25 protein-coding genes are annotated in these 25,941 nt (G+C 60.0%); 4 read left to right on the forward strand and 21 right to left on the reverse strand.

The genetic code is table 11. The features are described 5' to 3' along the window. Window positions 1-36: 36 nt before the first annotated feature. The 3 genes from IB246_RS10350 to IB246_RS10360 are packed head-to-tail and all read right to left on the reverse strand — an operon-like array spanning window position 37 to window position 5,254. The gene (locus IB246_RS10350; RefSeq protein WP_008040210.1) at window positions 37-3,090 is read right to left on the reverse strand and encodes an efflux RND transporter permease subunit; all 3,054 of its coding nucleotides are present in this window, start codon (window positions 3,088-3,090) and stop codon (window positions 37-39) included. After that, the gene (locus tag IB246_RS10355; RefSeq protein ID WP_008040212.1) at window positions 3,087-4,154 is read right to left on the reverse strand and encodes an efflux RND transporter periplasmic adaptor subunit; all 1,068 of its coding nucleotides are present in this window, start codon (window positions 4,152-4,154) and stop codon (window positions 3,087-3,089) included. Before IB246_RS10355 ends, IB246_RS10350 begins: the two co-directional genes overlap by 4 nt. Next, window positions 4,151-5,254 (reverse strand): efflux RND transporter periplasmic adaptor subunit, encoded by a 1,104-nt coding sequence (locus IB246_RS10360; protein WP_008040213.1) that lies wholly within the window; start codon window positions 5,252-5,254, stop codon window positions 4,151-4,153. Before IB246_RS10360 ends, IB246_RS10355 begins: the two co-directional genes overlap by 4 nt. Window positions 5,255-5,366: 112 nt before the next feature. Here IB246_RS10360 and IB246_RS10365 point away from each other — a divergent pair, with 112 nt between their 5' ends. Next, window positions 5,367-6,563 (forward strand): AAA family ATPase, encoded by a 1,197-nt coding sequence (locus tag IB246_RS10365; protein WP_008040215.1) that lies wholly within the window; start codon window positions 5,367-5,369, stop codon window positions 6,561-6,563. Window positions 6,564-6,694: 131 nt separating this feature from the next. Here the strand turns inward: IB246_RS10365 and IB246_RS10370 are convergent, their stop codons facing one another. From IB246_RS10370 to IB246_RS10415, 10 genes are all read right to left on the reverse strand, one after another. Continuing rightward, window positions 6,695-7,576, reverse strand: coding sequence for a transporter substrate-binding domain-containing protein (locus tag IB246_RS10370; protein ID WP_008040217.1), 882 nt, complete (start codon window positions 7,574-7,576; stop codon window positions 6,695-6,697). Further along, window positions 7,573-8,355 carry an amino acid ABC transporter ATP-binding protein gene (locus IB246_RS10375; RefSeq protein ID WP_008032517.1) on the reverse strand — a complete coding sequence of 261 codons (783 nt, stop codon included), beginning with the start codon at window positions 8,353-8,355 and terminating at the stop codon, window positions 7,573-7,575. Before IB246_RS10375 ends, IB246_RS10370 begins: the two co-directional genes overlap by 4 nt. Next, complete coding sequence (locus IB246_RS10380; protein WP_008040219.1) at window positions 8,352-9,011, reverse strand: amino acid ABC transporter permease; 660 nt, start codon at window positions 9,009-9,011, stop codon at window positions 8,352-8,354. The genes IB246_RS10375 and IB246_RS10380 overlap by 4 nt, the downstream gene beginning before the upstream one ends. Further along, window positions 8,992-9,657, reverse strand: a complete 666-nt coding sequence (locus IB246_RS10385) for an amino acid ABC transporter permease (RefSeq protein WP_008040221.1) — start codon at window positions 9,655-9,657, stop codon at window positions 8,992-8,994. Before IB246_RS10385 ends, IB246_RS10380 begins: the two co-directional genes overlap by 20 nt. A 686-nt stretch (window positions 9,658-10,343) precedes the next feature. Further along, complete coding sequence (locus IB246_RS10390; RefSeq protein WP_008040224.1) at window positions 10,344-11,126, reverse strand: MetQ/NlpA family ABC transporter substrate-binding protein; 783 nt, start codon at window positions 11,124-11,126, stop codon at window positions 10,344-10,346. Window positions 11,127-11,400: 274 nt separating this feature from the next. Then, on the reverse strand, window positions 11,401-12,330 hold the full coding sequence (locus IB246_RS10395; protein WP_008045245.1) for a sigma 54-interacting transcriptional regulator: 930 nt from the start codon (window positions 12,328-12,330) through the stop codon (window positions 11,401-11,403). Window positions 12,331-12,389: 59 nt separating this feature from the next. After that, window positions 12,390-12,971: an alpha/beta hydrolase gene (locus tag IB246_RS10400; protein ID WP_008045246.1), complete on the reverse strand. Its 582-nt coding sequence runs from the start codon at window positions 12,969-12,971 to the stop codon at window positions 12,390-12,392. Window positions 12,972-13,258: 287 nt separating this feature from the next. Beyond that, entirely contained in the window at window positions 13,259-13,660 is a 402-nt protein-coding gene (locus IB246_RS10405) for an ExbD/TolR family protein (RefSeq protein ID WP_003220570.1), read from the reverse strand. A gap of 1 nt (window position 13,661) precedes the next feature. Next, the gene (locus IB246_RS10410; RefSeq protein WP_008045247.1) at window positions 13,662-14,387 is read right to left on the reverse strand and encodes a MotA/TolQ/ExbB proton channel family protein; all 726 of its coding nucleotides are present in this window, start codon (window positions 14,385-14,387) and stop codon (window positions 13,662-13,664) included. A gap of 44 nt (window positions 14,388-14,431) precedes the next feature. After that, on the reverse strand, window positions 14,432-15,241 hold the full coding sequence (locus tag IB246_RS10415; RefSeq protein ID WP_008045248.1) for an energy transducer TonB: 810 nt from the start codon (window positions 15,239-15,241) through the stop codon (window positions 14,432-14,434). A gap of 445 nt (window positions 15,242-15,686) precedes the next feature. Here IB246_RS10415 and IB246_RS10420 point away from each other — a divergent pair, with 445 nt between their 5' ends. Continuing rightward, window positions 15,687-16,607, forward strand: a complete 921-nt coding sequence (locus tag IB246_RS10420; protein ID WP_008045249.1) for a LysR family transcriptional regulator — start codon at window positions 15,687-15,689, stop codon at window positions 16,605-16,607. A 66-nt stretch (window positions 16,608-16,673) separates the two neighbouring features. Here IB246_RS10420 and IB246_RS10425 read toward each other — a convergent pair whose 3' ends face one another. Next, window positions 16,674-17,747, reverse strand: coding sequence for a fatty acid desaturase (locus tag IB246_RS10425; protein WP_008045251.1), 1,074 nt, complete (start codon window positions 17,745-17,747; stop codon window positions 16,674-16,676). A gap of 100 nt (window positions 17,748-17,847) precedes the next feature. Between IB246_RS10425 and IB246_RS10430 the strand changes: the two genes are divergently transcribed. Next, window positions 17,848-18,852 (forward strand): AraC family transcriptional regulator, encoded by a 1,005-nt coding sequence (locus IB246_RS10430; protein WP_008034389.1) that lies wholly within the window; start codon window positions 17,848-17,850, stop codon window positions 18,850-18,852. Between the two features lie 155 nt (window positions 18,853-19,007). Here IB246_RS10430 and IB246_RS10435 read toward each other — a convergent pair whose 3' ends face one another. Continuing rightward, window positions 19,008-19,373 carry a response regulator gene (locus tag IB246_RS10435; protein WP_008045259.1) on the reverse strand — a complete coding sequence of 122 codons (366 nt, stop codon included), beginning with the start codon at window positions 19,371-19,373 and terminating at the stop codon, window positions 19,008-19,010. A gap of 1,014 nt (window positions 19,374-20,387) precedes the next feature. Further along, a complete protein-coding gene (locus IB246_RS10440) occupies window positions 20,388-21,074 on the reverse strand; it encodes a Crp/Fnr family transcriptional regulator (RefSeq protein ID WP_008039696.1) in 687 nt (228 codons plus the stop codon). 84 nt (window positions 21,075-21,158) lie between these two features. Between IB246_RS10440 and IB246_RS10445 the strand changes: the two genes are divergently transcribed. After that, window positions 21,159-21,677 (forward strand): DUF962 domain-containing protein, encoded by a 519-nt coding sequence (locus IB246_RS10445; protein WP_008039690.1) that lies wholly within the window; start codon window positions 21,159-21,161, stop codon window positions 21,675-21,677. A 107-nt stretch (window positions 21,678-21,784) separates the two neighbouring features. Here the strand turns inward: IB246_RS10445 and IB246_RS10450 are convergent, their stop codons facing one another. The 5 genes from IB246_RS10450 to oscA all read right to left on the reverse strand — a co-directional run bounded on the left by IB246_RS10450 (window position 21,785) and on the right by oscA (window position 25,814). After that, window positions 21,785-22,774: a sulfate/molybdate ABC transporter ATP-binding protein gene (locus tag IB246_RS10450; protein ID WP_008039689.1), complete on the reverse strand. Its 990-nt coding sequence runs from the start codon at window positions 22,772-22,774 to the stop codon at window positions 21,785-21,787. A 3-nt stretch (window positions 22,775-22,777) separates the two neighbouring features. Beyond that, window positions 22,778-23,647: a sulfate ABC transporter permease subunit CysW gene (cysW, locus tag IB246_RS10455; protein WP_008034093.1), complete on the reverse strand. Its 870-nt coding sequence runs from the start codon at window positions 23,645-23,647 to the stop codon at window positions 22,778-22,780. Window positions 23,648-23,659: 12 nt separating this feature from the next. After that, entirely contained in the window at window positions 23,660-24,478 is an 819-nt protein-coding gene (cysT, locus tag IB246_RS10460) for a sulfate ABC transporter permease subunit CysT (protein WP_007899634.1), read from the reverse strand. A gap of 70 nt (window positions 24,479-24,548) precedes the next feature. Continuing rightward, window positions 24,549-25,562, reverse strand: coding sequence for a sulfate ABC transporter substrate-binding protein (locus IB246_RS10465; protein WP_008039688.1), 1,014 nt, complete (start codon window positions 25,560-25,562; stop codon window positions 24,549-24,551). Between the two features lie 69 nt (window positions 25,563-25,631). Then, window positions 25,632-25,814: a sulfur starvation response protein OscA gene (oscA, locus tag IB246_RS10470; RefSeq protein WP_008034086.1), complete on the reverse strand. Its 183-nt coding sequence runs from the start codon at window positions 25,812-25,814 to the stop codon at window positions 25,632-25,634. Between the last annotated feature and the right edge of the window lie 127 nt (window positions 25,815-25,941).

Consider the following 25,941-nt stretch of genomic DNA (forward strand, 5'->3'; position numbering starts at 1 on the left):
GGGCTTGCTCGCGAATAGAGCGCGAAGCGCTCTGCTTTACCGGGCCTCTTTTTTCGGCTCGCGAATCTTGTACCAGGCCACATACAGCGCCGGTAAAAACAGCAGCGTCAGCAACGTCGCGATGATGATGCCGCCGATCATCGCGTAGGCCATCGGCCCCCAGAACACTTCCCGGGCAATCGGGATCATCCCCAGGCTCGCCGCCGCAGCCGTCAGCAGAATCGGCCGGCGACGGTGTTCCGTGGCTTGCGCCACCGCATCCCACGGTGACAGCCCTTCTTTCTCCAGGGCGTCGATCTGCGTCACCAGAATCACCGAGTTGCGGATGATGATGCCGATCAACGCCAGAATCCCCAGGATCGCCACGAAGCCCATCGGCGTGCCGGTGGGAATCAGCGCCAGCACCACGCCGATCAGGCCGAGCGGCGCGACGCTCGCCACCAGGAACAGCTTCTGCACGCTGTGCAACTGGATCATCAGGAAGGTCGCCATCAGGAACAGCATCAACGGCACCACCTTGGCAATCGGCCCTTGTGCCTTGCCGCTTTCCTCAACCGTACCGCCCGTGGCGACCTTGTAGCCCACCGGCAAAGCGGCGGCGAATTTGTCGATCTCCGGCTTCAGTTGCTTGACCAGATCGGTCGGCTGAATCTCGTCGCGCACCGCAGCCTTGATGGTGATGGTCGGCTTGCGGTCGCGACGCCACACCAGCGGCTGCTCAAGTTCATAGCGCACGGTGGCGAAAGCCAGCAGCGGAATCGAGGTGCCGCTGGGCGTGACGATCTGCAGGTTCTGCAACGTTTCCGGCGTACCGCGCTCCGCGTCCACCGCGCGGCCCACGACGTTGATCAGGTAGATATCGTCATCAACCTGCGTCACCGGCGCACCGACGACGATGCTGTTCATCAGATTGGCCACGTCTTCCGACGACAACCCCAGTTGCCGCACCTTGTCCTGGGCGATGTCGATGCGCAGGACTTTGCCCGGCTCGTTCCAGTCGTAAATGATCTCGCCGATGTGCGAGTTCTTGTCCAGCTCGGTGGCCAGGGCGATGGCATGTTTGCGCACCTGGTCGATGTCCTTGCCGCTGACCCGGTACTGGATCGGCCGCCCGACAGGCGGGCCCATTTCCAGCGCCTGGACGTAACTGCCAATGCCGACGAAATCCTTGCGCAAGCGTTCGCGCAAACGCTGACTCAGGGCTTCTCGCGATTCCAGGCCTTTGCTGACGATGACCAATTGCGCGTAGTACGGGTTTTGCAATTGCTGGTCGAGCGGCAGGTAGAAACGGATCGCGCCTTCGCCGATGTAAGTGCTCCAGCGCACGATGTCCGGGTCGTCCTTGAGCGTCGCTTCGAGCTTGTCGACGGCTTTGCGGGTTTCGGCAATCGAAGCGTTTTGCGGCAGGTTCAGGTCGACGAGAATTTCCGGCCGGTCGGAGGACGGGAAGAACTGGTTCTGCACGAACTGCATGGAAAACACCGACGCCACGAACAAGGCAATGGTGATGCCGATGGCCCACCAGCGATTGCGCATGGACCAGAGCATGCCGTAATTGAAGGCGCGACCGATGCGACCAGGTTCTTCATCGTGAGGTTTCACGTTGGCGCTGAGGATGTGTACGCCGATCACCGGCGCAAACAACACCGCGACAACCCACGACACCAGCATCGCCACGGCAATCACCGCAAACAGCGTGAAGGTGTACTCGCCCGCCGAACTGGCGTTCAGGCCGATCGGTACAAAACCGGCCACCGTCACCAGCGTACCGGTGAGCATCGGGAACGCGGTCGAGGTGTAGGCGAACGTGGCCGCCTGCTCCTTGGTTTCGCCCATCTCCAGCCGGGTGACCATCATCTCGACCGTGATCATCGCGTCGTCCACCAGCAGGCCGAGGGCGATGATCAGCGCGCCGAGGGAAATCCGCTGCATGGTGATGCCGCTGTATTCCATGAAGACGAAGACCATCGCCAGTACCAGCGGAATCGAGCACGCCACCACTAACCCGGCGCGCACGCCGAGGCTGACGAAGCTGACCACCAGCACGATCACCACCGCTTCGAACAGCGCGCTGGTGAAGCCGCCAACGGCTTTTTCCACCACGGCGGCCTGGTCGGAAACGTTGTACACACCGACGCCCACCGGCAAATCGGCGGTCAGGTCGATCATGCGCTGGTGCAGCGCCTTGCCAAAATCCTGAATGTTGCCGCCCTTCTTCATGGCAATGGCCAGGCCGATGGCCGGATGGCCGTTGTAGCGAAACTCCGGGGTCGCCGGGTCGACATAACCCCGACTGATGTCGGCAATGTCGGCCAGACGATAGAAACGATCGTTTAGCCGCAGGTTGACGTTTTCCAGGTCTTTCTCGGACGCGAACTGCCCGGTGGTGCGAATGGAAATCCGCTCGGGACCGGCTTCAATGACCCCGGCCGGCGTCACGGCGTTTTGCGATTGCAGGCTATCCACGACCTGACGCTGATCGATCCCCAGCGCCGCCAGTTTGCGGGTTGAGAAATTCAGGTAGAGCACTTCATCCTGCTCGCCGACCATCTCGACCTTGCCCAGCCCCGGCACTTCACGGATCTCGGCGCGGACCTGCTCGACGTAATCGCGTAACTGGCGCATCGACAAGCCGTCAGCGGTAAAGGCGTACACCGAGCCGAACACATCACCGAATTCGTCGTTGAACCCAGGCCCTTGCAGGCCCTTGGGGAACTGGCCGCGAATGTCGTTGATCTTCTTGCGCACCTGGTACCAGATTTCCGGGATGTCCTTGGCGCTGGTGGTGTCGCGCAGGTTCACGAAGACCGTGGACTCACCGGGCCGTGTATAGCTTTTCACATAGTCGAGGGAGTCGAGTTCTTCGAGCTTTTTCTCGATGCGGTCGGTGACCTGCTTGAGGGTTTCTTCCTGGGTCGCACCCGGCCAGCTGGACTGGATGACCATGGTCTTGATGGTGAACGAGGGGTCTTCCTCGCGGCCGAGGTTCATGTACGAGAACACGCCCATCAGCAGCGCGATGAACATCAAATACCAGACAAACGACTGATGCTTGAGGGCCCATTCGGATAAGTTGAAACTCCCTTTCATTGTGGGCTGTCCTCATCGATTTTCACTTTCTGCCCAGGCTTCAGGCTGTTCACACCGGCACTCACGACACGCTCGCCGGACTTCACGCCGCTGGCCAGGACCATGGTGGAATCGGTGCGGCTGATCAGGCTGATGTCACGCGGGGAAACGGTTTGGGTCTGTGGGTCGATGACCCAGATCCGCGATTTGCCATCGACCTCTTGCAGCGCGGTCAGAGGCAGTTCGATGCGCGGTTTGATCGCAGAGCTGAGGGTGACGCTGATTGCCGTGCCCAGGCGAAACCCCGGTGGTGTGTCAGTCAGGGTCAGGCGGGCGCGACGGGTGCGGGTGGCGCTCTGGGCCTGGGGTTCGATTTCGCGGACGATGGCGGTGGTGGTGATGTTCGGTTCCAGTTGCACGGCGACCTGAAACACCACATCCGCGGGCAACTGATCCACCAGCGTGTCGGGCAGGTCGATTACCGCTTCCTTGATGTCCGGCTGCGCCAGGGTCACCACTTGCTGGCCGGCGGTCACCACTTGCCCGGCTTCGGCGTTCCACGCGGTGACGATGGCTTTGTGGTCGGTGCGCAACTCGACATAATCGAGTTGGTCCTTGGCCTGATCGACCGCCGCCTTCGCTTGATCGAGGGAGGCCTGAGTGGTTTTCAGATCGGTCTGGGCGATGTCCAGTTGCGCCTGCGCACCGACCCCGCGATCGAACAGTTCCTGCTGACGCCGGGCGTTGGCCTGGGCGTTGATCAGTTGTGCCTGGACCTTCGCCAGATCGCCCAGAGCCGAGCGCAGCTGGTTTTGCTGATCGGTGGGATCGAGGGTCGCGAGCAAGGCGCCCTTCTCGACCTCGGCGCCGACATCGACGTTGCGACTGGCGATGCGCCCCGGTACGCGGAAGCCGACATTGGTTTCGTATCGGGCCTGAATGCTGCCGGCGAAGCGGCCGAGACTCTCCTCGCCCAACGCCTGGACCTTGATCGACAGCACCGGACGCACCGGCTCTGGCGGCGGTTCTTCTTTCGAGCAGGCCACCAGCAGCATTCCGGCGAACACCAGCAACACGCGCTTCATGGCTGGGCTCCCGCAGCTAAATCCTTGTAGGTGTTTTCGGCGATTTCCACTTTGACGCCGGGGTGCAGCAACTGACCGCCTGCAATGACGACTTTTTCGCCGCCCTTCAGGCCATCGCTGATGATGACTTTGCCGGTCAGGTAACGACCCACCGTCACCGTATGCAATTGCGCCTTGCCCTCGTCATCCACCAGCCACACGGCCGGTTCGCTGAGGTTTTTGGTCAGCGCCGACCATGGCAGTTCGATTGCGGCTTTGCTCGGCGTCTTCGCCGTGCCGCTGATCACCGAGCCAAGTTGCATGCCTTCCGGCAGACCGTTAAGGGTGACCTTGACCTGCACCGTACCCGTCTGCGCGGAAACGGCCGGGGTGACTTCCCGAACCGTGCCTGTGGTCTTGATGGCCGGGTTATCGAGCAAGCTCACCACAATCGTTTTGCCCTCAGGATCCTCTGTCAGCAGCGACTCGTAGACGTTGAACACCGCGTCGCGCTCACCGTCGCGCGCCAGGCTGAAAATCGGCATCGTGGCCTGCACCACCTGGCCGACTTCGGCCTGCCGGGCAGTGATCACTCCCGGTGCATCGGCGATCAGCGCGGTGTAACTCAGTTGCTCGCGGGCGTTGGCCAGTTGCGCCTGGGCAGCCGTCAGCGCGCTCTGGCTGCTGCGCAATGCGGCCTGGGCAGAGTCGAACTCGCTTTGACTGGTGTAGCCCTTGGGCAGGAGTTTTTGCTGGCGGACGAAGGCGGCGGCGGACTGTTTGACCCGCGCCTGCTCAGCGACGACCTGTGCCTGGGCCGAGTCGACATTGGTTTGCAGGTCTTTCGGGTCGAGCCTGGCGAGCACTTGCTTGGCCGACACCCGGTCACCGACATCGACCGAGCGCTGGATGATCTTGCCGCCGACACGGAACGACAGCTCTGTCTGGACGCGCGCCTGAACATCACCGGTGAGGGTCACGGACGCGGCGTAATTCGCGGCGTTGACGACTTGCACGAATACCCGCGGACGATCCTTTTCGACCTGGGGTTTTTCCCCGCAGGCCCCCAGCAGGACAAGAAGACTCAGGCCAACCACTCTTTTCAATCCGGGACCAGCCATGCAGACTCCTTTGCGTCGTACGAACGTGCCAATGGCGATACGACTGTGAGCTTAGAACAGGGTTCAACAGGTGCACAGGTTTGCTGCACTCATAGCAGTAAGGAAGCTTCCAATGCTCAAAACCCTCGCGGTGGCCAATTACCGCTCGATCAATAAACTGGTGATTCCACTGGGTCGTCTGAACCTGATCACCGGGCCGAACGGCAGTGGCAAATCCAACCTCTACCGGGCGTTGCGCCTGCTGGCGGAAACCGCTCAGGGCGGTGTGGTCAATGCGTTGGCCCGCGAAGGCGGCCTGGATTCGACCTTCTGGGCGGGACCTGAAACCATCACCCGGCGCATGCGCAACGGCGAAGTGCCGATCGAGGCGACCGTTCGCCACGGCGTCAAACGCTTGCGCCTGGGGTTTGCCGGGGACGACTTCGGCTACTCGATCAGCCTGGGGCTGCCCGATTCCAATGGTCATTTCATGTTGCCCGGGCACAGCACCCCCATTGCGTCACGGTTCAGCCTCGATCCGCAAATCAAGCGTGAATGCCTGTGGGCCGGGGCGCATTATCGTCCGGCGAGCCTGCTGGTGGATCGCGACGGCCCGATGATCCGCACCCGAGCCAACCGCAGCTGGGACGTGCTGGCTCAGCACACGCCGACTTTCGACAGCCTGTTCGATCAGGTTGGCAGCTTGCGGACCTCGCCGGAGGTGCTGGAGATGCGTGAGTTCATCCGCCGCTGGCGCTTCTACGATCACTTTCGCAGCGACGCCGACGCGCCGGTGCGTCAGCCACAGCTGGGCACCCGCACCCCGGTGCTGCACCACGACGGAAGAGACCTGGCGGCTGCGTTGCAGACCATTATCGAGATTGGCGACCCCGAAGCTTTGCGCAACGCCATCAGCGATGCGTTTCCCGGTGCGCGTCTGCATATCGAGCCGCTGGCGGGCGGCCGGTTCGCCATTGAGTTTTATCAGGAAGGGTTGTTGCGGCCGTTGTCGGCCGCGGAGTTGTCCGACGGGACGTTGCGCTACTTGCTGTTGGTGGCGGCGCTGCTGACGCCGCGCCCACCGACGCTGATGGTGCTGAACGAGCCGGAAACCAGCCTGCACCCGGACCTGTTGCCGGCGTTGGCGCGCTTGATTATCCGCGCGTCGGAGCAGTGTCAGGTGTGGGTGGTGTCCCATGCCCGGCGGTTGATTTCGGCGCTACAGGAAGATCCCGAGTGCAACTGCATCGTGCTGGAGAAAAATCTGGGCCAGACCGGGATTGTCGGGCAGCGGATGCTGGATGAGCCGGCGTGGCATTGGCCGGATTGAGCGGCGCCTGAAAAGGCTTCGCGAGCAGGCTCGCTCCCACAGTTAACCGCGTCCGTCGGAACGATTCGGTCAAATGTGGGAGCGAGCCTGCTCGCGATGACGGTCGAAAGACCGCTGCAAAAACTACAGAATCACCCCTGCCACTTCCCACCCTCGACAATCACGCTCTCAGGCTTGGTGTCATCGCTCAATTCCTTGCGCACATATTGGTCGTAAAGCTTGAGCAGATACTTCTCTTCACCCAGCTTCGCCAACTCGGCGTTCACCCAGTCACGCAACTCGATGTTGCCCTTCTTCACCGCCGGCGCAATCGGCGCTTCTGCACCGAGTTTCTGATCCAGCACGCGGTAGCCAGGGTTCTGCTTGGCCCAGCTGAACAGCACCAGATTGTCCTGCGCATACGCATCGCCACGACCGTTGGCCAGGGCTTGCAGGGACTCGGAGTTTTTCTCGAACTTCAGCAGTTTCCAGTCCGGGTGATTCTTGGTCAGCCAGATATCCGCCGTGGTGCCGGTGGTGACGATGGTGGTGCGGGTCGCCAGGTCATCGAGGTTTTTCACTTCGCTGGCCTGTGGCACCAATGCCTGTACTGCGACTTTCAGGTTCGGGTTGGTGAAGTCCACCGCTTCCTTGCGCTCCGGGGTCACGGTCATGTTGGCCAGGATCAGGTCGACCTTGTCACTTTGCAGGAACGGAATCCGACTCGCCGGTTCCACCGCGACGAATTCGACCTTGTTTTCATCGCCGAGCAGATCCTTGGCAAATTGGCGGCCGATGTCAGTATCGAAACCAACGTAACGCCCCGCTTCATTGACGAAACCAAACGGCGGTTTGTCAGTGAAAACGCCGACGATCAACTTGTCCCGCGCCTTGATTTTGTCCAGGTAGCTGGCCGGCGCAGTGCTTTCGCTGGCGACTTTCGGCTTCGCGGGTTCTTCGGTTTTGTTGCAGCCGGCCAGCAACGCGAGGCCGAGCAGCGGGAGTAGCAGTAGAGAAGACTTGGCAGTTTTCATGGCAGTTCCAGTTCCTTTGTTTGAGTCGTTTTGGGTAGTGCGGCGACGTAGGAGAACTTCTCCAGGAACTGCTGCGCTCGTGCGGTTTGCGGGTTCGTAAAGAAAATCTCGGGAGGGTTTTGCTCAAGGATTCGCCCGGCATCCATGAACACGATGCGGTCAGCCACGGCGCGGGCGAACGCCATTTCGTGGGTGACAATCAACAGCGTCATACCTTCGCGGGCCAGGCCCTGAATGACTTCCAGCACTTCCTTGACCATTTCCGGGTCGAGGGCGGCGGTGACTTCATCGAACAACATGACTTTGGGGTTCATGCACAACGAACGGACGATGGCGATGCGTTGCTGCTGGCCGCCGGAGAGCTGGCGAGGAAAGGCGTCGCGCTTGTCCGAGAGGCCCACGCGCGCCAGCAAGGTTTCGGCCTGATCCCGGGCTTCACGACGCTCGCGCTTTTGCACCTTGACCGGGCCGAGCAGCAGGTTGTCGAGCACGCTCATGTGCGGGAACAGGTGATAGCTCTGGAACACCATGCCGATCTGCTGGCGCACTTCGCGCCAGTCGGTGCCTTTGTCCAGCAGCTCGCGGCCGGCAAATGTCAGGCTGCCGCTGTGCGCGACTTCCAACCCGTTGAGGCAACGCAACAGGGTACTTTTACCGCAGCCGCTGGGGCCGAGGATGACGATCACTTCGCCTGATTTCACCTTCAGGTCGATGCCGTCGAGCACTTGTTGCTCGCCGAAAAACTTGTTGAAACCCTTGAACTCGATCAATGCGCTCATGCTTGCGTCCAGCGCCGCTCCAGCACGCGCGAGGCGGCCGAGAGCGGGTAGCAGATGAAAAAGAAAAACAGGAACAGCGCGCCGTAGATCAGCACGGATTCGTAGGTGCGTTCGATGATCTGCTGGCCGACCTTGATCACGTCCACCACGCCGATCAGCACCGCCAGGGAGCTGGTCTTGATGATCCGCGTGTAGACGTTGATGGTCGGCGGGGTCATGCGTTTCAGCGCCTGGGGCAGCAGCACGTAGCCGTAGAGTTGCGGGCCGTTCAAGCCGATCGACAGGCCCGCTTCACGCTGGCCGCGTGGCAACGAATGCAGCGCGCCGCGCACCACTTCACCGACCTCGCTGGCGCCCCACAGCGACAGCACCAGCACCGCGCACCAGAAGCTCGGAATGCTCAGGCCGAAGAAAATTGGCAGACCGAAAAACAGCAGGTACAACCAGACCAATACCGGGATCGCCCGGAACAGCTCCAGATACACGCGCAAAATCGCGTTCAGCCATTTCGAATTCAGCGTACGCAAAACGCCGTAAAGCACACCGCCAACGGTGCTGATGACGATGCTCAGGAAAGAGATCGACAGGGTTTGCGCAGCGCCCTTGCCCAATTGCGGCAACGACACCCACAGCAACTCAAGACCCGAACTGGCCATGCTGGAACCTCCTTTCCAGACGGCTGAGCAGCAGCGACAGCGGCAAAAACAGCAACACGCAAATCAGCGTCAGCACGGCGAGCATTTCGTAGGTTTTGTAGTAGAGCGCGATGTAGCTTTTGGTGGTGTAGAGAATTTCCGGAACCGCTACGGCCGAGACCACGGTGGTCTCTTTGAGCAGGAAAATGAAATTGGCGAACAGCGACGGCAGGCTGAGGATGCCGGCCTGCGGCAGGATCACGTAGCGCAGCAATTGCCCGTGGGACAAGCCAATGGAGCGACCGGATTCGAGCTGCGCCTGGGGCACCGCATCCACCCCGGCGCGCAGCACTTCCGTGAGGTAAGCGCCGCCCAGGAACGTCATGGTGATAATCGCCGCCGTGAAGCCTGACACCTTGATGCCCAGCGCCGGCAAGGCGAAATACACAAAGAACAGTTGAATGAGCAGCGGCGTGTTGCGCGCCAGTTCTACGTACAACCCGACCAGGCGTTGCAGGTAAGGCGTGCGGAACACCAGGATCGTTGCGTTGATCAAGGCCACCAGCAGCGAGGTGCCGATGGCGATGAAGCCGACCTGCAGCGTCACGCCCACGGCCTTGAGAAACGCCGGCAGGGTGCTGAGGATAAAAGCGTAATCGAAGTTCATTGAACATCCTGGACGCCGCTCGGTAAGCGACGGTGGCGCAGTCCATGGGCGGTGGATAACCTCCCGGCAGGCACCGACTTTAAAGGTATAAGAATCGGAATTTAAATACCGTTAAAGCATATTGATATCACGCAAAAAACTATCCGGTGAATTTGCCGAGAAGGAGGAAGACGACTATTTTCCTTTTCGCTGTAGGAAGGATCTTTTTTTCGAAATAGCCCTCCAAGGACGCACAGCTTTTGGCCAGACTCCCGGCCGAACCATCACAAGGAAGAGAACATGGCTGACGTAAAAGTACCGCAACGGCTTGATCCGCAAGACATCGTGAAGCTGCTGGTGGCGTTGCGCAGGGCATTGAAGGCCAGGGCGGCCTAAGCCTCCGGAGCACGCCTACCCCCTGTAGGAGCGAGCCTGCTCGCGAAGGCGTCCTTCCAGAAAATCCGTGTCGTCTGGTTCGCGAGCAAGCTTCGCTCCTACAAGAGTGCGGTGTGTCCGTGATCTGTAGGAGCGAGGCTTGCCCGCGAAGGCGTCCGGCCTGATACACCGCGTTGTCTGATTCGCCAGCAAGCCGGCTCCCACAAGAGGCTCGTTCCTACATTTGGAATGTGCACGCGCAATAAAAAACGCCGACGCTATTGCTAGCCGTCGGCGTTCGAAACCTTGAAGGGGTTTGATGCTGCGTCCAATCAGAACGCCGGCAGTACGGCGCCGCTGTATTTCTTGGCGATGAAGGCTTTCACTTCCGGGCTGGTCAACGCCTTGGCCAGTTTCTGGATGGCTACGCTGTCCTTGTTGTCTGGACGAGCCACCAGGAAGTTCACGTAAGGCGAATCAGCACCTTCGATCACCAGCGCATCTTTAGCCGGGTTCAGACCCGCTTCCAGCGCGTAGTTGGTGTTGATCAGGTCCAGGTCAACCTGGTCCAGAACGCGCGGCAACATGGCCGATTCCAGTTCCTTGAACTTGAAGTTGTGCGGGTTCTTGGCGATGTCTTTCGGAGTAGCCAAAGCGTTTTTCGGGTCTTTCAACTCGATCAGGCCAGCCTTCTGCAACAGCAGCAGAGCACGACCGCTGTTGCTGCCTTCGTTCGGCAGAGCGATGGTCGCGCCGTTTGGCAGGTCAGCCAGTTTTTTGTACTTCTTCGAGTAGCCACCGAACGGTTCAACGTGAACGCCGATCACGGTCACCAGGTTGGTGCCTTTGCCTTCGTTGAAGTTTTTCAGGTACGGCAGGGTCTGGAAGTAGTTGGCGTCCAGACGCTTCTGGTCAACTTGTACGTTTGGCTGAACGTAGTCGGTGAACACTTTGATTTCCAGGTCCACGCCTTCTTTGGCGAGGGTTGGCTTGATCAGCTCCAGAATCTCGGCGTGTGGGACCGGGGTCGCCGCAATTACCAGTTTCTCGCCAGCCTGGGCCAGGCCCGCGGTCAGGGCAGCCGCCAATGCGGTGAACAACAGAACCTTTTTCATGCAGTGTCCTTATCGAAAATCACGGTCGTCATCGACGACGGCTTGTTTAGTACGAGTGCCAGTGAAGTGCTATCGCTGGCGTGAAGCGGACAATACCGGGATTTTTTATTCCCGAACAATATCTTTTATTCACTTTCATATTCCATTTTGTTCATACAGCTCTAACTCACGTGTTGGCTGCATTTCGCCGCACCCACCTGTAGGAGCGAGGCTTGCCCGCGAAGGCGTCCTTCCAGAAAATCCGTGTCGTCTGGTTCGCGAGCAAGCTTCGCTCCTACAAGAGTGCGGTGTTTTTGAGGAGTTGTTTGAGGGCGGCTTGTTCGGTGGCAGTGCCTTTGGTGAGGATGTGTTGGAGCTGCTGCTCGATCTGCGTCAACGGCGCCGGTGCTTCGGGCAGGTTCAAATGTTCGGGCAGGATCTCGTCGCCAGTGCTGACCAGCAATGCAAAGTGGATGACGTTTTCCAGTTCCCGGGTGTTGCCCGGCCAGCTGTGCTGTTCCAGCAACTGCTGCGCAGCTTCGCTGATCAGCGGCACCGGCAGATCCAGGCGCTGGCTGTAGATGCCCAGGAAGTACTCGGACAACGACAGGATATCGCCCACCCGCTCACGCAACGCCGGCAGTTCCAGCTGACCTTCGCTGAGGTAGTGATAAAGCCGCTCATGGAATTTCCCGGCGGCCACGGCTTGCGCCAGATCAATGCTGGTCGCAGCCACGAGACGCACGTCCACCGGGCTCGGTTGATGCGCGCCGACGCGGGTGACTTCGTGGTTTTCCAGTGCGGCGAGCAACTTGATCTGGATCGGCAGCGGCAAGTCGCCGATCTCGTCCAGGTACAGCGTGCCGCCATTGGCCGAACCGAACCAGCCAGCACGACTGCTCGCCGAACCGGTGTAACTGCCTGCGGCATAACCGAACAATTCGGCGTCGGCGTAGGTCGGGCTGATTGCGCCGCAATTGACCGACACGAACAGCCCACCACGATCACTGGCGCGATGAATGTGCCGCGCCAGCAGTTCTTTACCACTACCGGTTTCGCCACGGATCAACACGGAGATCGAACGCGGGGCCAGTTGCTCCAGCTCGGCGCGCAATTGACGCGAGCGCGGATCGACGAACACCAGCGCCTTGGCGCGGATGCTCAGCGGACTTTTTTCTGCATCGGGAAAGGTCAGCAGCGGCTGACCGAAGGCTTCAAAACTCATGGCAGACTCCCGCCCAAAACCGCCGGGAGACGGGGGGCGATGTTAAAAAAAGAAAAGGTTCAAGCGCGGCGCAGGGCGTGATGTTCCATGCGGTTTTGCAGGCGATACAGATAAGCAAAACCCTGCTCCCAGCGCTGATGACCGGACTTCACGTTGATGTGTCCGGCACCCGACAGTATTCCTGCCTCGGCGCCCCAGTTACGTGCCAGTTCCAGCGCACGCGGTGCGCTGACAGCGGCGTCGTTGTCGGAGCTGACCACCTGGCTCGGGAACGGCAAAAGGTTCGTCGGAATCGGCGCGAAGTTGCGCAAGGCTGGCGCGCAGGCCGGACGCTCGACGTCTGCCGGTGCAACCAGCAAGGCACCGCGAACCTGGCGCAAAAAATTCAGCGGGGCAGTGGCCGCCCAATGCGCGACCGTGATGCAACCCAGGCTATGGGCAATCAAAATCACCGGCGTGCTGTCAGCGGCAATCGCCTCGGCCAATGCCGCCACCCAGTCTTCACGACGGGGCGTCAGCCAATCGGCCTGCTCCACCCGCGCGCTGTTCGGCAAGCTGTTCTGCCAGTGGCTTTGCCAATGATCTTCTGGCGATCCTTGCCAGCCCGGCACAATCAGATAGCGAATTGATTCGTTGCGCATGGGGGAACTCTCCTGCTGCGTGTCTGTTCCTGATCGAGTATAGGGAGGAGAGTTATATTCGTTAAGGAATAAGAAGCTATTTATTAAGACCCATAAAGAATATGAGAGACACACACAACCTGTAGGAGCCAGCTTGCTGGCGATGGCGGTGTGTCAGACAACATTTCCATTGGCTGGACGAACGCCATCGCCGGCAAGCCGGCACCTACAAGGTCACGGGTTTTCTTGAGGCATAAAAAAGGGGCCGCACCCTGCCAAGGAGACGGCCCCGGAAAATCGAAAATCGGTCAGCGTGCGGTAATCACCGACAACTTGGTAATCCCTGCCCGCTCAATCGACGCCATGGCTCGCGCCACTTCGCCGTAATTCACCCCGTCGTCCGCCTGCAATTGCACACGCACTTCGGGATCCTTGGCCTTCGCCGACTTGAGGTTGAACTCCAGCAAGTCCGGCTGAATTTCGTCCTTGTTGATAAACAACTTCCCGGCACCGTCGATGCTCACGACCAGCGGGTCCTTCTGCTCCACCGGCGCCACGGCCTCGGTCTTGGGCAGGTTGATCGGGATCGCGTTGGTCAGCAGCGGCGCGGTGACGATAAACACCACCAGCAGCACCAGCATCACATCCACCAGCGGTGTCACGTTGATCTCGCTCAGCACCTCATCGCTGTCTTGCGTGGAGAAAGCCATCTCAGGACGCCTCCTTCACTTTCTGCGCGCTGCCCGATGCGGCGGTTTTATGCGCCGTCGGATGAATCAGCACGCGGAACGAACTCTTCTGCGCCAGGCTGTAGAAGTCATGGGCGAAGTCATCCAGGTCCGCCGCCGTCAGTTTCAGACGACGCAAAAAGTAGTTGTAAACCAGCACCGCCGGTACCGCGACGGCGATCCCCACACCGGTCGCCACCAGCGCCGCGCCAATCGGCCCGGCCACGGTTTCCAGGCTGGCGGAGCCCGCTGCGCTGATTCCTTTCAACGCCTCCATGATTCCCCACACAGTGCCGAACAAACCAATGAACGGCGATGTACTGCCAATACTTGCGACCACCGCCAAACCTGTTTCCAGCGAGCGGCGCTCACGCACGATCTGCTGACGCAAGGCGCGCTCAAGACGATCCTGATGGTTGATCGCCTGGCTCAAATCCGCCGCTTGTGGCGCCTCCCCTACCTGTATTGCCGCATAGCCGGCCTGGGCCACTCGGGCCGCCGCGCCGGGCTGGGTCTCGGCCAGCTCCGCCGCCGAATCAAGGCTCGACGCCGCCCAGAACTGCTTATGAAACTTTCGGTCCTGCACCTTGAGACGGCCGAACTGCACGCCTTTGAGCAACGCCAGGCCCCAAGTGGCAACGGAAAAAACCACCAGCAGCCAAATCACCGCGCTTTCGATGGATTCAAGTGGAGATGCCAGTAACGTCATGATGAGTTCCTCGTGTAAACGTTTCGCGCGAATTTGGTTGCGGTTTAATGAAGCTTGAAATCGATGGGCACGCTGACCCAGCCGTCCTGGGCGACGTCACCCTGCTTGGCCGGCACGAAACTCCAACGTTTCACGGCATTGATCGCCGCCTCATCGAGGGAATCGCGACCACTGCCTTTCTGGATCTGAATCTCGCCAGGCTTGCCGTTGGCCAACACATGCACCCGCAATAACACCGTGCCTTCCCAACCGCGACGCACGGCTTGCGACGGGTATTCCGGCGCCGGGTTTTTCAGGTACGCGGCATTGGCCGAGGCGGGTGTCACCGGCGCGGGCGCCGGTGGTGCAGGTGGCGCCGGGGCCGCGACAGGTGCTGCCGGTTGTGGCGGCGCAGGCGGTTGCGGGGCGACTTTTTGCACCGGTTTCGGCACAGGCTTGGCGACCGGTTTTGGCTTGGGAATCGGTTTCGGTGGCGGCGGCTTCACGGCCAGCTCGTCTTCCACCGGCGGCGGTGGCTCGACCACGGGTTGCACCGACTGCGGTGGCGGCGGCTCGACCACGGGCGGTGCCGGACGCGAGAATTCAATCGTCATCGGCGGAATTTCCGGCGGCACGATCGGCAATGCCTTGGTCGGCTGCTGATTGACCCAATAGATGACTGCGCCATGCACCAGCAGCGCCAGCACACCGAGCAGAATCGTTTCCCGGCGACTCAGAATGCCCTTGGGCGCACGCTGCAAACGCAGCTGCCCCAAGGGCACTCGGTGCACCCGGCCGAGGTCGACCAACTCGCCACCCGGCGCCTGGCGCCACAGCACCTCGTGTGCGCTGGCGGCGGTCTGGACATTGCCCATTGCTTAACTCCCTGCGGTCTCTTTGCGGATAACCGAAACGTCGTGCCAGACATCCCCCGACGACGTATCGATGGGTGAATCATTGAGGCAGACGCTTATCTCAGAAAGTAATCTTTAAAGTTATGCATAGACCAAAAACGAATATCAAAGTCCACCCATCGGCTCCAGGCCTTGCCCGGCAAGGGCTGCGGGCAACAGGCGGAAATCACATGCTTTTAAGGCATCGAAAATATTCACCAAAGGCATGATTTCGGGACCATTTTCACGACCACGAGGCCTTGGCGCCGGCAATCGGGCGGCAGGGACAACGCTCTATTGATATTCTTTTATCATCTAATAGTTATTTGATTGCTTCGTTGACGGAATAAGCGATTACCTTTAAAAAACCTCAACCACGCTCGTCGCACATGCCATCGAGGTCGTTTCAGGATGCCGGGAAAAACCTATGGATCTTCGTCAGCTGCGTTACTTCATTGCCCTCACCGAACACCGAAGTTTCGTACGGGCAGCCGACGCCATGGGCATTACTCAGCCGGCATTCAGTCGCAGTATTCAAGGGCTTGAACAGGAATTCGGCTGTGCATTGGTGGACCGTGGCAACAAGGACTTGCGCCCTACGCCGGAAGGTCAGGTGGTGCTGCAACATGCGCTGACGCTGGTACAGGGCGCGGCACTGCTCAACGCCGAAGTCACGCAAATGACCAAGCTCGACGCCGGAGAACTGCGGTTCGGCTGCGGCCCGGCACCGGCGGTAAAACTGGTGCCGGATGCGGTGGCGCAATTCATCAGCGCCCACCCGAAAATACGCACCTGTTTTCAGGTGGATAACTGGGAAAAACTCAGCCGCGCCCTGAGCCGTGAAGAGATCGAATTTTTCATCGCCGACATCCGCCATTTCGAAGCAGATCCGAACTTTCAGACCCGAGCGCTGACACCCAAACGCGGCGTGTTTTTCTGCCGTCCGGGGCATCCGTTGCTGGCCAAGGAAAGCCTGTCGACCAACGACATGTTCGATTACCCGCTGGCGACCACGCAGATCCCGCCGGGTATTCGCAAACTGCTGGCGAACCTCAGTGGCCGGATCGATTTTTCACCGACCATCGAGACCGAGCATTTTCCGGCGCTGGCCAGGATCGTGCTGCAATCGAACGCCATCGGAGTAGGCACGGAGGAAGCGTTTGTCGAGGACATCGCCGACGGTTCGCTGGTGCTGCTGCACTGGCGAAACCTGCCACCTCACATCGAGAGCATGAGCGTGCGGTGCGGGATTGTCAGCCGCACGGGGTTCCGGTTGTCACCGGCTGCGCGGGCGATGATCGAGACGTTGGTGGCGGTGGATAAACAGGATGTCAGCGTTGCGGTTTGAACAGAACAACCGCTTTTGCTGGCAAGCAAGCCCCCTGTAGGAGCTGGCTTGCCAGCGAAGAGGCCTTCAGACGCGCACACCCTCCACCGTTTGCCCCTGCACTTCTTCCTTGCGCACAAACCGGTTCGCCCGCCCGAACGTCCCGAAATCGTTAAACCGCACGCCCATCTCGCGCATCACCTTGTGCGCCACCGGCACGGTCAACTGGCGGATGTAAAACGGTTCCTTCACCACAAAGTGATGAATCCCGTGGCTGCTGCCGAAGTTGAAGCAGAACGCCTGCAACGGCCACATCCACCACGGGTTCAGTACTTGGGTTTGCTGGATCACATTCCCCGGCTCCACATCGCCGTAGTAATGCATGTTCGAGCTGACAAAGTGCAGGCAAAACGTGCGCAGCACGTTCGGGCCGATGATCACCACTGCCGCGATATCGATCACCTGCATCACCGAGAGCGTGGTCGCCGACCATTCAATCGGTGCTCCCAGCAGATAGGCGACGCCGTTAGCGGCGTGGAAGCCGAGAAACACGTACCAGGCGCCCCAATGCACCAGCGCGAGCGGCGCATAGACCTTCAGCGCACGCTTGATGATGCTGAACTTGTGAGTCCAGGTCTTGGCCCGCAGCATGCGGATGAACGCCGACATCACGTTGTCGCCGACCATCAATAGCCGCGCAAAACCCCAGGGTTCGCCGTTGGTGATCGCGCGCTCTTCCATGTCGGCTTCAGTGCCGGACACCTTGTGGTGATTGAGGTGCAGATGCCGGCGAATCCACGGGTTGATCGTGCTCGGCCGCGCCAACCACACCAGGCCCATCATCAGGTTGTGCGGCACGCGTTGTTTACGGAAGTACATGCTATGAATCAGGTCGTGTTCCAGCTCGTGGGTCAGCGACGCAAAGAACGCGTTGAGCAGCAGACATACCCACCAGGCCATGTATCCGCTGATGTACAGCGCTGCCGAACCGATCATTCCCGCCAAAGCAAAGACCAGAATGCCCGCGCCCAAGGCGTCCTGATGGTTGAGAATCGGGTAGCGTTTACGCAGTTCGACGCCTTTGGCCAACACCACTTCGCGAATATGCGCAGATCGCTGAGCTGCATTCAGTCGCTGGGGACTTGCAGAAGTACCGTCCATGCTTCCATCCTCTGGTTATTGATGTTCGCATCCTGCCGTGTGAACCTTCACAAGGCGGTAGCCCTGGACGCCAACCTGTTGACTGGAAGCGCCAATCAGCATGACTGAACCGACCTCCCTCGCCAGCTGGACCCGCGCCCTGCGCAAGCAACTCGATGCGCTGGGCCTCGACAGCACCGCGCTGTGCCACCAGGCGGGGCTCGACCCGCAATTGATGGACGACCCGAACGCCCGTTACCCGTTGTCCGGCACTACGCGGCTGTGGGAAATCGCGGTGCAGGTCAGCGGCGATCCGGCGATCGGCTTGCGGGTATCGCGATTCGTCAGCCCGACCACCTTTCACGCACTCGGCTATGCGCTGGTGGCCAGCGGCAGTTTGCGCGAAGTGTTCGAGCGCATCGTGCGTTATCACCAGGTGGTCAGCGATGCCCTGGATCTTGAATTGAGCCGCACCGAGGATCGCTATCGCTTCCGCCTGAAAATCCCGCCAGGCAACCCGGCGCCAGCGTTCGAAGCCATCGACGCTTTCACCGCGATTTACGTGCGCACCTGCCGCAACCGACTGGGCCGCGACTACGCGCCGCTCGCGGTGTACCTGCGTCGCCCGGAACCGGCCGACGCGCATCAATGGCACAAAGTCTTCCGCTCACCGGTGCACTTTTCGGCCGACGAAGACCGGCTGGAGTTTGCGCTGGTGGACTTCGACAGTCACTTGGACGACGCCAACCCGGAACTTGCCGAACACAACGAAACCGTGCTCAAACGCACGCTGGCGCAGCTCAAACCGCTGACCTGGGAGCGCAAGGTCCGCGACGCCATTGAAGAGCAACTGCCCGAGGGCGAGCCCAGCGCAGAACACATCGCCAAGGCCTTGCACTTGAGCTTGCGCAGCCTGCAACGGCATTTGGCAGACGAGGGTTGCCGGTTCGATACGCTGCTCAATGAAAGCCGCGAAAACCTCGCGCTGCTGCACCTGCGCGACCCGCAATGTTCGTTGAGCGAGATCAGTTATCTGTTGGGGTTTGCGGATACGAGCAGTTTCAGCCGCGCGTTCAAGCGCTGGACGGGGATGACGCCGGGGCAATTTCGGGATGGGTTGCGGTGACAGGATTCTAAAGGTGTGCTGAATGTTCCGGCCTCATCGCGAGCAGGCTCGCTCCCACAATGGATCTTCAGCGAACACAAAAATTTCCTGGCAACGCAGCCCCCTGTGGGAGCGAGCCTGCTCGCGAAGGCAATTGCCCAGGCACCGCAGAAGCTTCAGCGCCCCCGATCCCGCCGCACCAACTTGCGCACCCGCGCCACCAACTCGCTCACGGCAAACGGCTTGAGCAGATAATCGTCCTCATGCAGCTCCAACCCGCGCAGGCGATCTTCAATGCCATCCTTGGTGGTGAGAAACAGCACCGGCGTCTCGCCGAGCTTGCGGATCTGTTGCTGCAATTGCCAGCCGTTCAACCCCGGTAGCATGACGTCAAGAATGATCAGCTCGTATTCGCCAGACTCGATGAAGCGACGGCCGTCCATGCCGTTGAGCGCCACATCCACCGAGTAACTCGCTTCGCTCAGGCCGTTGGCCAGGAGTTTGGCGGTCTCCGGCTCGTCTTCCACTAACAGCACACGCATGGCACACCTCGATTGTCGTCGTCACAGGCTAGGCGCCTTCGCGGGCAAAGCCCACCTTTACTGTGACCGGCGGGTTGGGTTTGTGGTTTGGGGTACATATCCGTTTCTGCGGTGATGGCGGCTATTGGTTTCGCCCTTACGGCGAGTCACTTTCGAAAAGCGCGAAAGTAACCAAAGCGCTCTTGCCCCTTTCGTTCGGTGCCTCGCCTAGGCTCGGCATGCCCTCGCTCCGGTCCTGCTCCGTGGGCCCGCCGCCATCGGCCATCCATGGCCGGGGGCGGCTAACCCGGCATCCATGCCGGGTTGCCCACTGCGCAGAACCTCCACTCGGCCTCTCGAGGGGGCGCTCAGATCAAAAGCGGAAGGCGAGCTAACGCTCGACCTGATGAGTGGTGGGAATCAAAAGCGTACGCGCGCCCTGTAGGAGCCGGCTTGCCGGCGAAAAACGCCCAGACACCGCGTTCATTCAGACACCCCGCGTTATCGTTGACGTCCATCGCCAGCAAGCTGGCTCCTACAATTTTGAGTCGTGTGAACCCAATCCCGTGTAGGAGCCGGCTTGCTGGCGATGGCGGTGGGTCAGTCACCTGTTTATTGATTGGACGGACGCTATCGCCAGCAAGCCGGCTCCTACAGGGGATTCGTGTACATGTTCGGAATGAGTGAACGCAGCTGAGAAGGCGAACGCGGACAACTGAAGAGCCAGGTCGGCTTTCAGGCCGCCTCGGCGGCTGTGGCGGTGGTCGCCCCCTCGAGAGGCCGAGCGCAGGTTCTGCGTAGTGGGCAACCCGGCATGGATGCCGGGTTAGCCGCGCACGGCCAAGGATGGCCGATCGCGGCGGGCCCACGGAGCAGGACCGGAGCGAGGGCATGGCGAGCATTAGCGAGCCACCGAACGAAAGGGGCAAGAGCCTTTTGGTTACTTTGGGGCTTTTCCAAAGTGACTCGCCGTAAGGGCGAAACCACCAGCCGCCATACCAAAAATAACGGATATCCCCCAATCGCCGGGCAGCGTTAAAAGATCGCCAACGCCCGCAACCGCTCAGCATCCAGAATCTCAATCTCACCGTACTTCAAATTCAAAATCCCCTGCCCCTGCAATTCCTTGAGCAGCTGATTGGTGGTCTGGCGTGACAGCGACAGCATTGAGGCCAGCTGTTCCTGCGGCAGTTGCAGCACGCGCCGCGGCGGGGCGATTTCGCCGTAACCGTCAGCGATCATCAGCAAGCGATGCGACAACCGTGCAGGCGCGGGCATCAGGCTCAACTGTTCAAGGTTGATGAAAGTCAGGCGCAGTTTCTGGCTCATCAGCAACGCCAGTTGCCGCCAGTACACCGGTTGCTCATCCAGCAAGGCCAGCAGCGCGGTTTGCGGGATGTGCAACAGGATGCACTGACCGACGCCGAACGCATCGTGGGTGCGCGGCTGGCCGTCGAACAGGCAGATTTCGCCAAACCAGTGCGGTGACTCCACAAGGCTCAACAACGCTTCCTTGCCCTGCTCGCTGACAGCGCCGATTCGAACGGAACCTTCGAGCACCGCGTACAAGCCGCACGGCGGATCGCCGCGTTTGAACAGCCGCTGCCCCGACGCCAGGCGCCGCACCTTGGCGCTGGCCAACAGACTATTCTGTAAAGGAACAGGTAGATGACTGAACCACTGCCCCGTTTCCAGGCGCGAACGCCAAACCTGCATGTCCATGAAAACTCCTGGAGATTGTCGCCTGGCTGACAGAGCGAGCGGTGAACCCGGGGCATGATCAATCACCCTACAGGAGGAATAACAATGAAAAGCCTCGTTGACCATCTCAGTCAATACGCCGCCTACCACCGTGATCCGCGCAATATTGCCAGCCACTTTATCGGTATTCCGCTGATTGTGGTCGCTGTCGCGGTGTTGCTGTCGCGGCCGCAATGGGCCGCAGGCTGGCTTTCGCCGGCGGTGCTGGTCTCGCTGGCATCGGCGTGGTTCTACCTGCGCCTGGAACTGCGTTTAGGCGTGCTGATGACGGTGCTGCTCGGTCTGTGCGTTTGGGCGGGTCATGTGCTGGCACAGCAAAGCACACTGGTGTGGCTGGCGAGCGGCGTCGGGATGTTTGTGATCGGCTGGGCGATTCAGTTTGTCGGGCATCATTACGAAGGACGCAAACCGGCGTTTGTCGATGATGTAACGGGGTTGATTGTCGGGCCGTTGTTTGTGGTGGTTGAGTTGGCGTTTTTGCTGGGGATGCGACGGGATTTGAAAGAGCAGATCGAGGCGCGGGTAGGGGGTGTTCGGGTCAATCCGAAGCGCGCTGCTGCGTAAGACGCCTTCGCGGGCAAGCCTCGCTCCTACAGGGTTCTGGGTCGATCACATAATTTGTGTACAACCCCAACCACTGTGGGAGCGGGCTTGCCCGCGAAGTTTTTGCTTTAGATGTTGGCGACTTTCTGCCAGACCTTTGGCTTGAAGAACAACGTCTCGCCCTTCGCCAGACCAATCAGACTGTCGTGATCCTTCACCACTTCCGCTTCGATCAAATCACTCTGCCCTTCGACCTTCAACGTCACCCGGGTCGTCGCGCCCAATGGACGGATATCGCGCACTTCGGCCGCGTGATGATCCTCCAGTTCATGCCGCGACAGCGACACTTCATGCGGACGGAACAGCACGTGTTTGTCTTCGCCCAGATGCAGACGGTTGGAATCGCCGAGGAAGTGATAAACAAAATCGCTGGCCGGGTTTTCGTAGACGTCGCCCGGTGAGCCGATCTGCTCGATCACCCCTTTGTTCATCACCACGATACGGTCGGCCACTTCCATCGCCTCTTCCTGGTCGTGGGTCACGAACACGGAAGTCAGGTTGATGTCTTCGTGCAGCCGTGCCAGCCAGCGACGCAGCTCCTTGCGGACCTTGGCGTCGAGGGCACCGAACGGTTCGTCGAGCAGCAGCACTTTCGGCTCCACCGCCAAGGCACGAGCCAGCGCGATACGCTGACGCTGGCCGCCGGAGAGTTGTTCCGGGTAGCGATCCGACAACCAGTCCAGTTGCACCATGTTCAGCAATTCGTGGACCTTCGCCGCGATCTGGCTTTCAGTCGGGCGCTGGTTTTTCGGTTTCATGCGCAAGCCGAACGCGACGTTGTCGAACACCGTCATGTGGCGGAACAACGCGTAGTGCTGGAACACGAACCCGACGTTGCGATCACGCACGTCGTGGCCGGAAACGTCTTCACCGTGGAACACGATGTTGCCCTGATCCGGGGTTTCCAGACCGGCGATGATCCGCAGGAGCGTGGTCTTGCCGCAACCCGACGGGCCGAGCAGCGCCACGAGTTCGCCGCTTTGAATGTCCAGGCTGATGTCATTGAGGGCCTTGAACGCATTGAAATTCTTGCTGACGTTACGCACTTCGATCGACATGAATTATTCCTCCGCGGCGCTGGCGCGCAGGCGGTTAATACGGTTTTCGCTCCACTGCTTGAGCAGCAGGATGAAGAGCGCCAGGATCAGCAACAGGCTCGCCACAGCGAACGCGGCCACGTGGTTGTATTCGTTGTAGAGGATCTCAACGTGCAACGGCAAGGTGTTGGTCACCCCGCGAATGTGCCCGGAAACCACCGACACCGCCCCGAATTCACCCATCGCCCGCGCGGTACACAGCACCACGCCGTAGATCAGGCCCCATTTGATATTGGGCACGGTGACGTGCCAGAACATCTGCCAGCCATTGGCGCCCAACAGGCGCGCGGCTTCTTCTTCCTGCGTGCCTTGTTCCTGCATCAGCGGGATCAGTTCACGCGCCACGAACGGCACGGTGACGAAAATCGTCGCCAGCACGATGCCCGGCAAGGCGAAGACGATCTGGATATCGTGATCCTGCAACCACGGGCCGAACAGCCCCTGGGCGCCGAACATCAGCACGTAGACCAGACCGGCGATCACCGGCGATACCGAGAACGGTAGGTCGATCAGGGTCACCAGAATGCTTTTACCGCGGAACGAGTATTTGCTCACGCACCACGCGGCGCTGACGCCGAACACGAGGTTCAACGGGACTGAAATCAACACGGCGATGACCGTGAGTTTCAGCGCCGACAGCGCGTCGGGTTCAAGGATCGCGGTGAAGAACGAACCCAGACCATTCTTCAAACCCTGGGACACCACGATCACTAGCGGCAGCAACAGGAAAAGGGCAAACACCAGCCAGCCGAGGCCGATCAGGATTCGCCGTGACGTGGCACTGCCACGGCGGGCAGCGTTCGAGGAAGCAGCAGCAATAGATGATTGGGACATTTCTGCGCCTCCTTATGGGGTTTCAATACGGCGTTGCAGCAAGTTGATCAGCAGCAACAGGACGAAGGAAACCACCAGCATCAGTACACCAATGGAGGTGGCGCCGGTGTAATCGTACTGGTCGAGCTTGACCATGATCAGCAGCGGCAGGATCTCTGTTTTCATCGGCATGTTGCCGGCGATGAAAATCACCGAACCATACTCGCCGACCCCGCGGGCAAAGGCCAACGCGAAACCGGTCAACCAGGCAGGCAGCAGCGCGGGCACCAGGATATGGCGGAAAACCTGCAGTGGTTTTGCACCGAGGCAAGCCGCCGCTTCTTCCACTTCACGCGGGATATCGGCCAATACTGGCTGTACCGTACGTACTACGAATGGAAGCGTTACAAAAGTCAGCGCCAGCGTGATGCCGAGGGGGGTATACGCGATCTTGAAACCCAGGTCCGCAGCAAACTGACCCACCCAACCATTCGGCGCGTACAGCGCAGTCAGCGCGATACCGGCCACGGCCGTGGGCAATGCGAAGGGCAGATCGATCATCGCATCGATGACCTTGCGACCCGGGAAGGTATAGCGCACCAGCACCCAGGCCAGCAGCGTGCCGATGATGCCGTTGATGATCGCGGCGTACAGCGCGGTGCCGAAGCTCAGCTTCAACGCCGCCAGCACGCGGGGCGCCGAGATGATCGCCCAGAACTGATCCCAGGTGAGTTGAGCGGCATGCACGAACATCGCCGCCAGTGGTATGAGCACAATCAGGCTGAGGTACACCAAGGTGTAGCCCAGCGTCAGCCCGAAGCCGGGTATGACGGGGGAGATACGACGCGACATAAAAGTCCTTGGTTGAGAACGCACAAAGCCCCGAACGTATATCCGGGGCTCGTTTATGGCTTATTGCAGGTTACTGCGCCGAGTAAATCTGGTCGAACACGCCACCGTCATTAAAGAATTTCGGTTGCGCGGTTTTCCAGCCGCCGAAGTCTTTGTCGATGGTCACCAGTTCCAGTTTCGGGAACTGCTGGGCGTACTTGGCAGAGACTTCCTTGTCACGTGGACGATAGAAGTTTTTCGCGGCAATTTCCTGACCGGCCGGGCTGTACAGGTGCTTGAGGTACGCCTCGGCGATCTGCTCGTTGCCCTTTTTCTCGGCGTTTTTGTCGACGACCGCCACTGGAGGCTCGGCCAGGATCGACAGCGAAGGCACGACGATCTCGAACTTGTCGGCGCCGCCGTCTTCTTTCAGCGCCAGGAAGGCTTCGTTTTCCCAGGCCAGCAACACGTCGCCCTGACCGTTGTTGACGAAAGTGATGGTCGAACCGCGAGCACCGGTGTCCAGCACAGGTACGTGCTTGAACAGGGTTTGTACGTATTCCTTGGCCTTGGCTTCGTTGCCACCGTTGGCTTGCAGGCCGTAGGCCCAGGCCGCGAGGAAGTTCCAGCGTGCGCCGCCGGAGGTTTTAGGGTTCGGAGTGATGACCGACACGTCGTTCTTGATCAGGTCGCCCCAGTCCTTGATGCCTTTAGGGTTGCCTTTACGCACCAGGAACACGATGGTCGAAGTGTACGGCGTGCTCGCTTCCGGCAGACGCTTCTGCCAGTCCGCCGGCAGGGTCTTGCCGAGTTTGGCGATTTCGTCGATGTCACCGGCCAGGGCCAGGGTCACTACGTCGGCACGCAGACCGTCGATCACTGCACGGCCCTGCTTGCCCGAGCCACCGTGGGACTGCTGGATTTTCACGGTGTCGCCAGCATGGTCTTTCTGCCAGTACTTGACGAACTCGGCGTTGTAATCCTGATACAGCTCACGAGTCGGGTCGTACGACACGTTGAGCAGCTCATAATCCTTGGCAACCGCAGAACCAGCAAAAAGGGCACTGGCCAGTGCGGCCAAAGCGAAATGACGAATCGACGACATGGTGAAAGCTCCTGGAATTCTTGGTGTGTTGGCTTTTTTTATGAAGTGCTGGAATCGGTTGCCGGTTGCTTAGCTCGACTTGGTGCTCGGGTTCTGCAAACGGAATTTCTCTTTACGCTCGATCTGGACCACTTGAGCGTTGTGTACGGTAATTTCCACGGCGCCAAATCGCAGATCGCGCAGGGCGCTCTGGATCTCACGCAAGATGGTGGCTTCGTCTTGACCGTCAACGCTACGTAGGGATGCGCTCATGGTGCTGCTCCTTCAACTGAGAGGTTGCCTGGCAGTGGGCGGCACTGCTTGCGGCGTGAGGCCAATAGTAGATAGGTGCGGATATTCTTAAAAAGACTATTTAAGAATGTTTATATAACCAAAAGAA

Origin of the sequence: Pseudomonas sp. PDM01 (assembly GCF_014852325.1) — a bacterium.
In the GTDB taxonomy this organism is placed as follows: Bacteria; Pseudomonadota; Gammaproteobacteria; order Pseudomonadales; family Pseudomonadaceae; genus Aquipseudomonas; species Aquipseudomonas migulae.

Bases quoted from the DNA above. Each gene is read 5' to 3' on its own strand.
- cysT (WP_007899634.1), bottom strand. From the start codon at position 24,478: ATGTCGCGTCGTATCTCCCCCGTCATACCCGGCTTCGGGCTGACGCTG.
- IB246_RS10350 (WP_008040210.1), bottom strand. From the start codon at position 3,090: ATGAAAGGGAGTTTCAACTTATCCGAATGGGCCCTCAAGCATCAGTCG.
- IB246_RS10445 (WP_008039690.1), top strand. From the start codon at position 21,159: ATGAAAAGCCTCGTTGACCATCTCAGTCAATACGCCGCCTACCACCGT.
- IB246_RS10360 (WP_008040213.1), bottom strand. From the start codon at position 5,254: ATGGCTGGTCCCGGATTGAAAAGAGTGGTTGGCCTGAGTCTTCTTGTC.
- IB246_RS10385 (WP_008040221.1), bottom strand. From the start codon at position 9,657: ATGAACTTCGATTACGCTTTTATCCTCAGCACCCTGCCGGCGTTTCTC.
- IB246_RS10415 (WP_008045248.1), bottom strand. From the start codon at position 15,241: ATGGGCAATGTCCAGACCGCCGCCAGCGCACACGAGGTGCTGTGGCGC.
- IB246_RS10430 (WP_008034389.1), top strand. From the start codon at position 17,848: ATGACTGAACCGACCTCCCTCGCCAGCTGGACCCGCGCCCTGCGCAAG.
- IB246_RS10435 (WP_008045259.1), bottom strand. From the start codon at position 19,373: ATGCGTGTGCTGTTAGTGGAAGACGAGCCGGAGACCGCCAAACTCCTG.
- cysW (WP_008034093.1), bottom strand. From the start codon at position 23,647: ATGTCCCAATCATCTATTGCTGCTGCTTCCTCGAACGCTGCCCGCCGT.
- IB246_RS10355 (WP_008040212.1), bottom strand. From the start codon at position 4,154: ATGAAGCGCGTGTTGCTGGTGTTCGCCGGAATGCTGCTGGTGGCCTGC.
- IB246_RS10395 (WP_008045245.1), bottom strand. From the start codon at position 12,330: ATGAGTTTTGAAGCCTTCGGTCAGCCGCTGCTGACCTTTCCCGATGCA.
- IB246_RS10450 (WP_008039689.1), bottom strand. From the start codon at position 22,774: ATGTCGATCGAAGTGCGTAACGTCAGCAAGAATTTCAATGCGTTCAAG.
- IB246_RS10465 (WP_008039688.1), bottom strand. From the start codon at position 25,562: ATGTCGTCGATTCGTCATTTCGCTTTGGCCGCACTGGCCAGTGCCCTT.
- IB246_RS10375 (WP_008032517.1), bottom strand. From the start codon at position 8,355: ATGAGCGCATTGATCGAGTTCAAGGGTTTCAACAAGTTTTTCGGCGAG.
- IB246_RS10370 (WP_008040217.1), bottom strand. From the start codon at position 7,576: ATGAAAACTGCCAAGTCTTCTCTACTGCTACTCCCGCTGCTCGGCCTC.
- IB246_RS10440 (WP_008039696.1), bottom strand. From the start codon at position 21,074: ATGGACATGCAGGTTTGGCGTTCGCGCCTGGAAACGGGGCAGTGGTTC.
- IB246_RS10390 (WP_008040224.1), bottom strand. From the start codon at position 11,126: ATGAAAAAGGTTCTGTTGTTCACCGCATTGGCGGCTGCCCTGACCGCG.
- IB246_RS10425 (WP_008045251.1), bottom strand. From the start codon at position 17,747: ATGGACGGTACTTCTGCAAGTCCCCAGCGACTGAATGCAGCTCAGCGA.
- IB246_RS10380 (WP_008040219.1), bottom strand. From the start codon at position 9,011: ATGGCCAGTTCGGGTCTTGAGTTGCTGTGGGTGTCGTTGCCGCAATTG.
- IB246_RS10410 (WP_008045247.1), bottom strand. From the start codon at position 14,387: ATGACGTTACTGGCATCTCCACTTGAATCCATCGAAAGCGCGGTGATT.
- IB246_RS10420 (WP_008045249.1), top strand. From the start codon at position 15,687: ATGGATCTTCGTCAGCTGCGTTACTTCATTGCCCTCACCGAACACCGA.
- oscA (WP_008034086.1), bottom strand. From the start codon at position 25,814: ATGAGCGCATCCCTACGTAGCGTTGACGGTCAAGACGAAGCCACCATC.
- IB246_RS10405 (WP_003220570.1), bottom strand. From the start codon at position 13,660: ATGGCTTTCTCCACGCAAGACAGCGATGAGGTGCTGAGCGAGATCAAC.
- IB246_RS10365 (WP_008040215.1), top strand. From the start codon at position 5,367: ATGCTCAAAACCCTCGCGGTGGCCAATTACCGCTCGATCAATAAACTG.
- IB246_RS10400 (WP_008045246.1), bottom strand. From the start codon at position 12,971: ATGCGCAACGAATCAATTCGCTATCTGATTGTGCCGGGCTGGCAAGGA.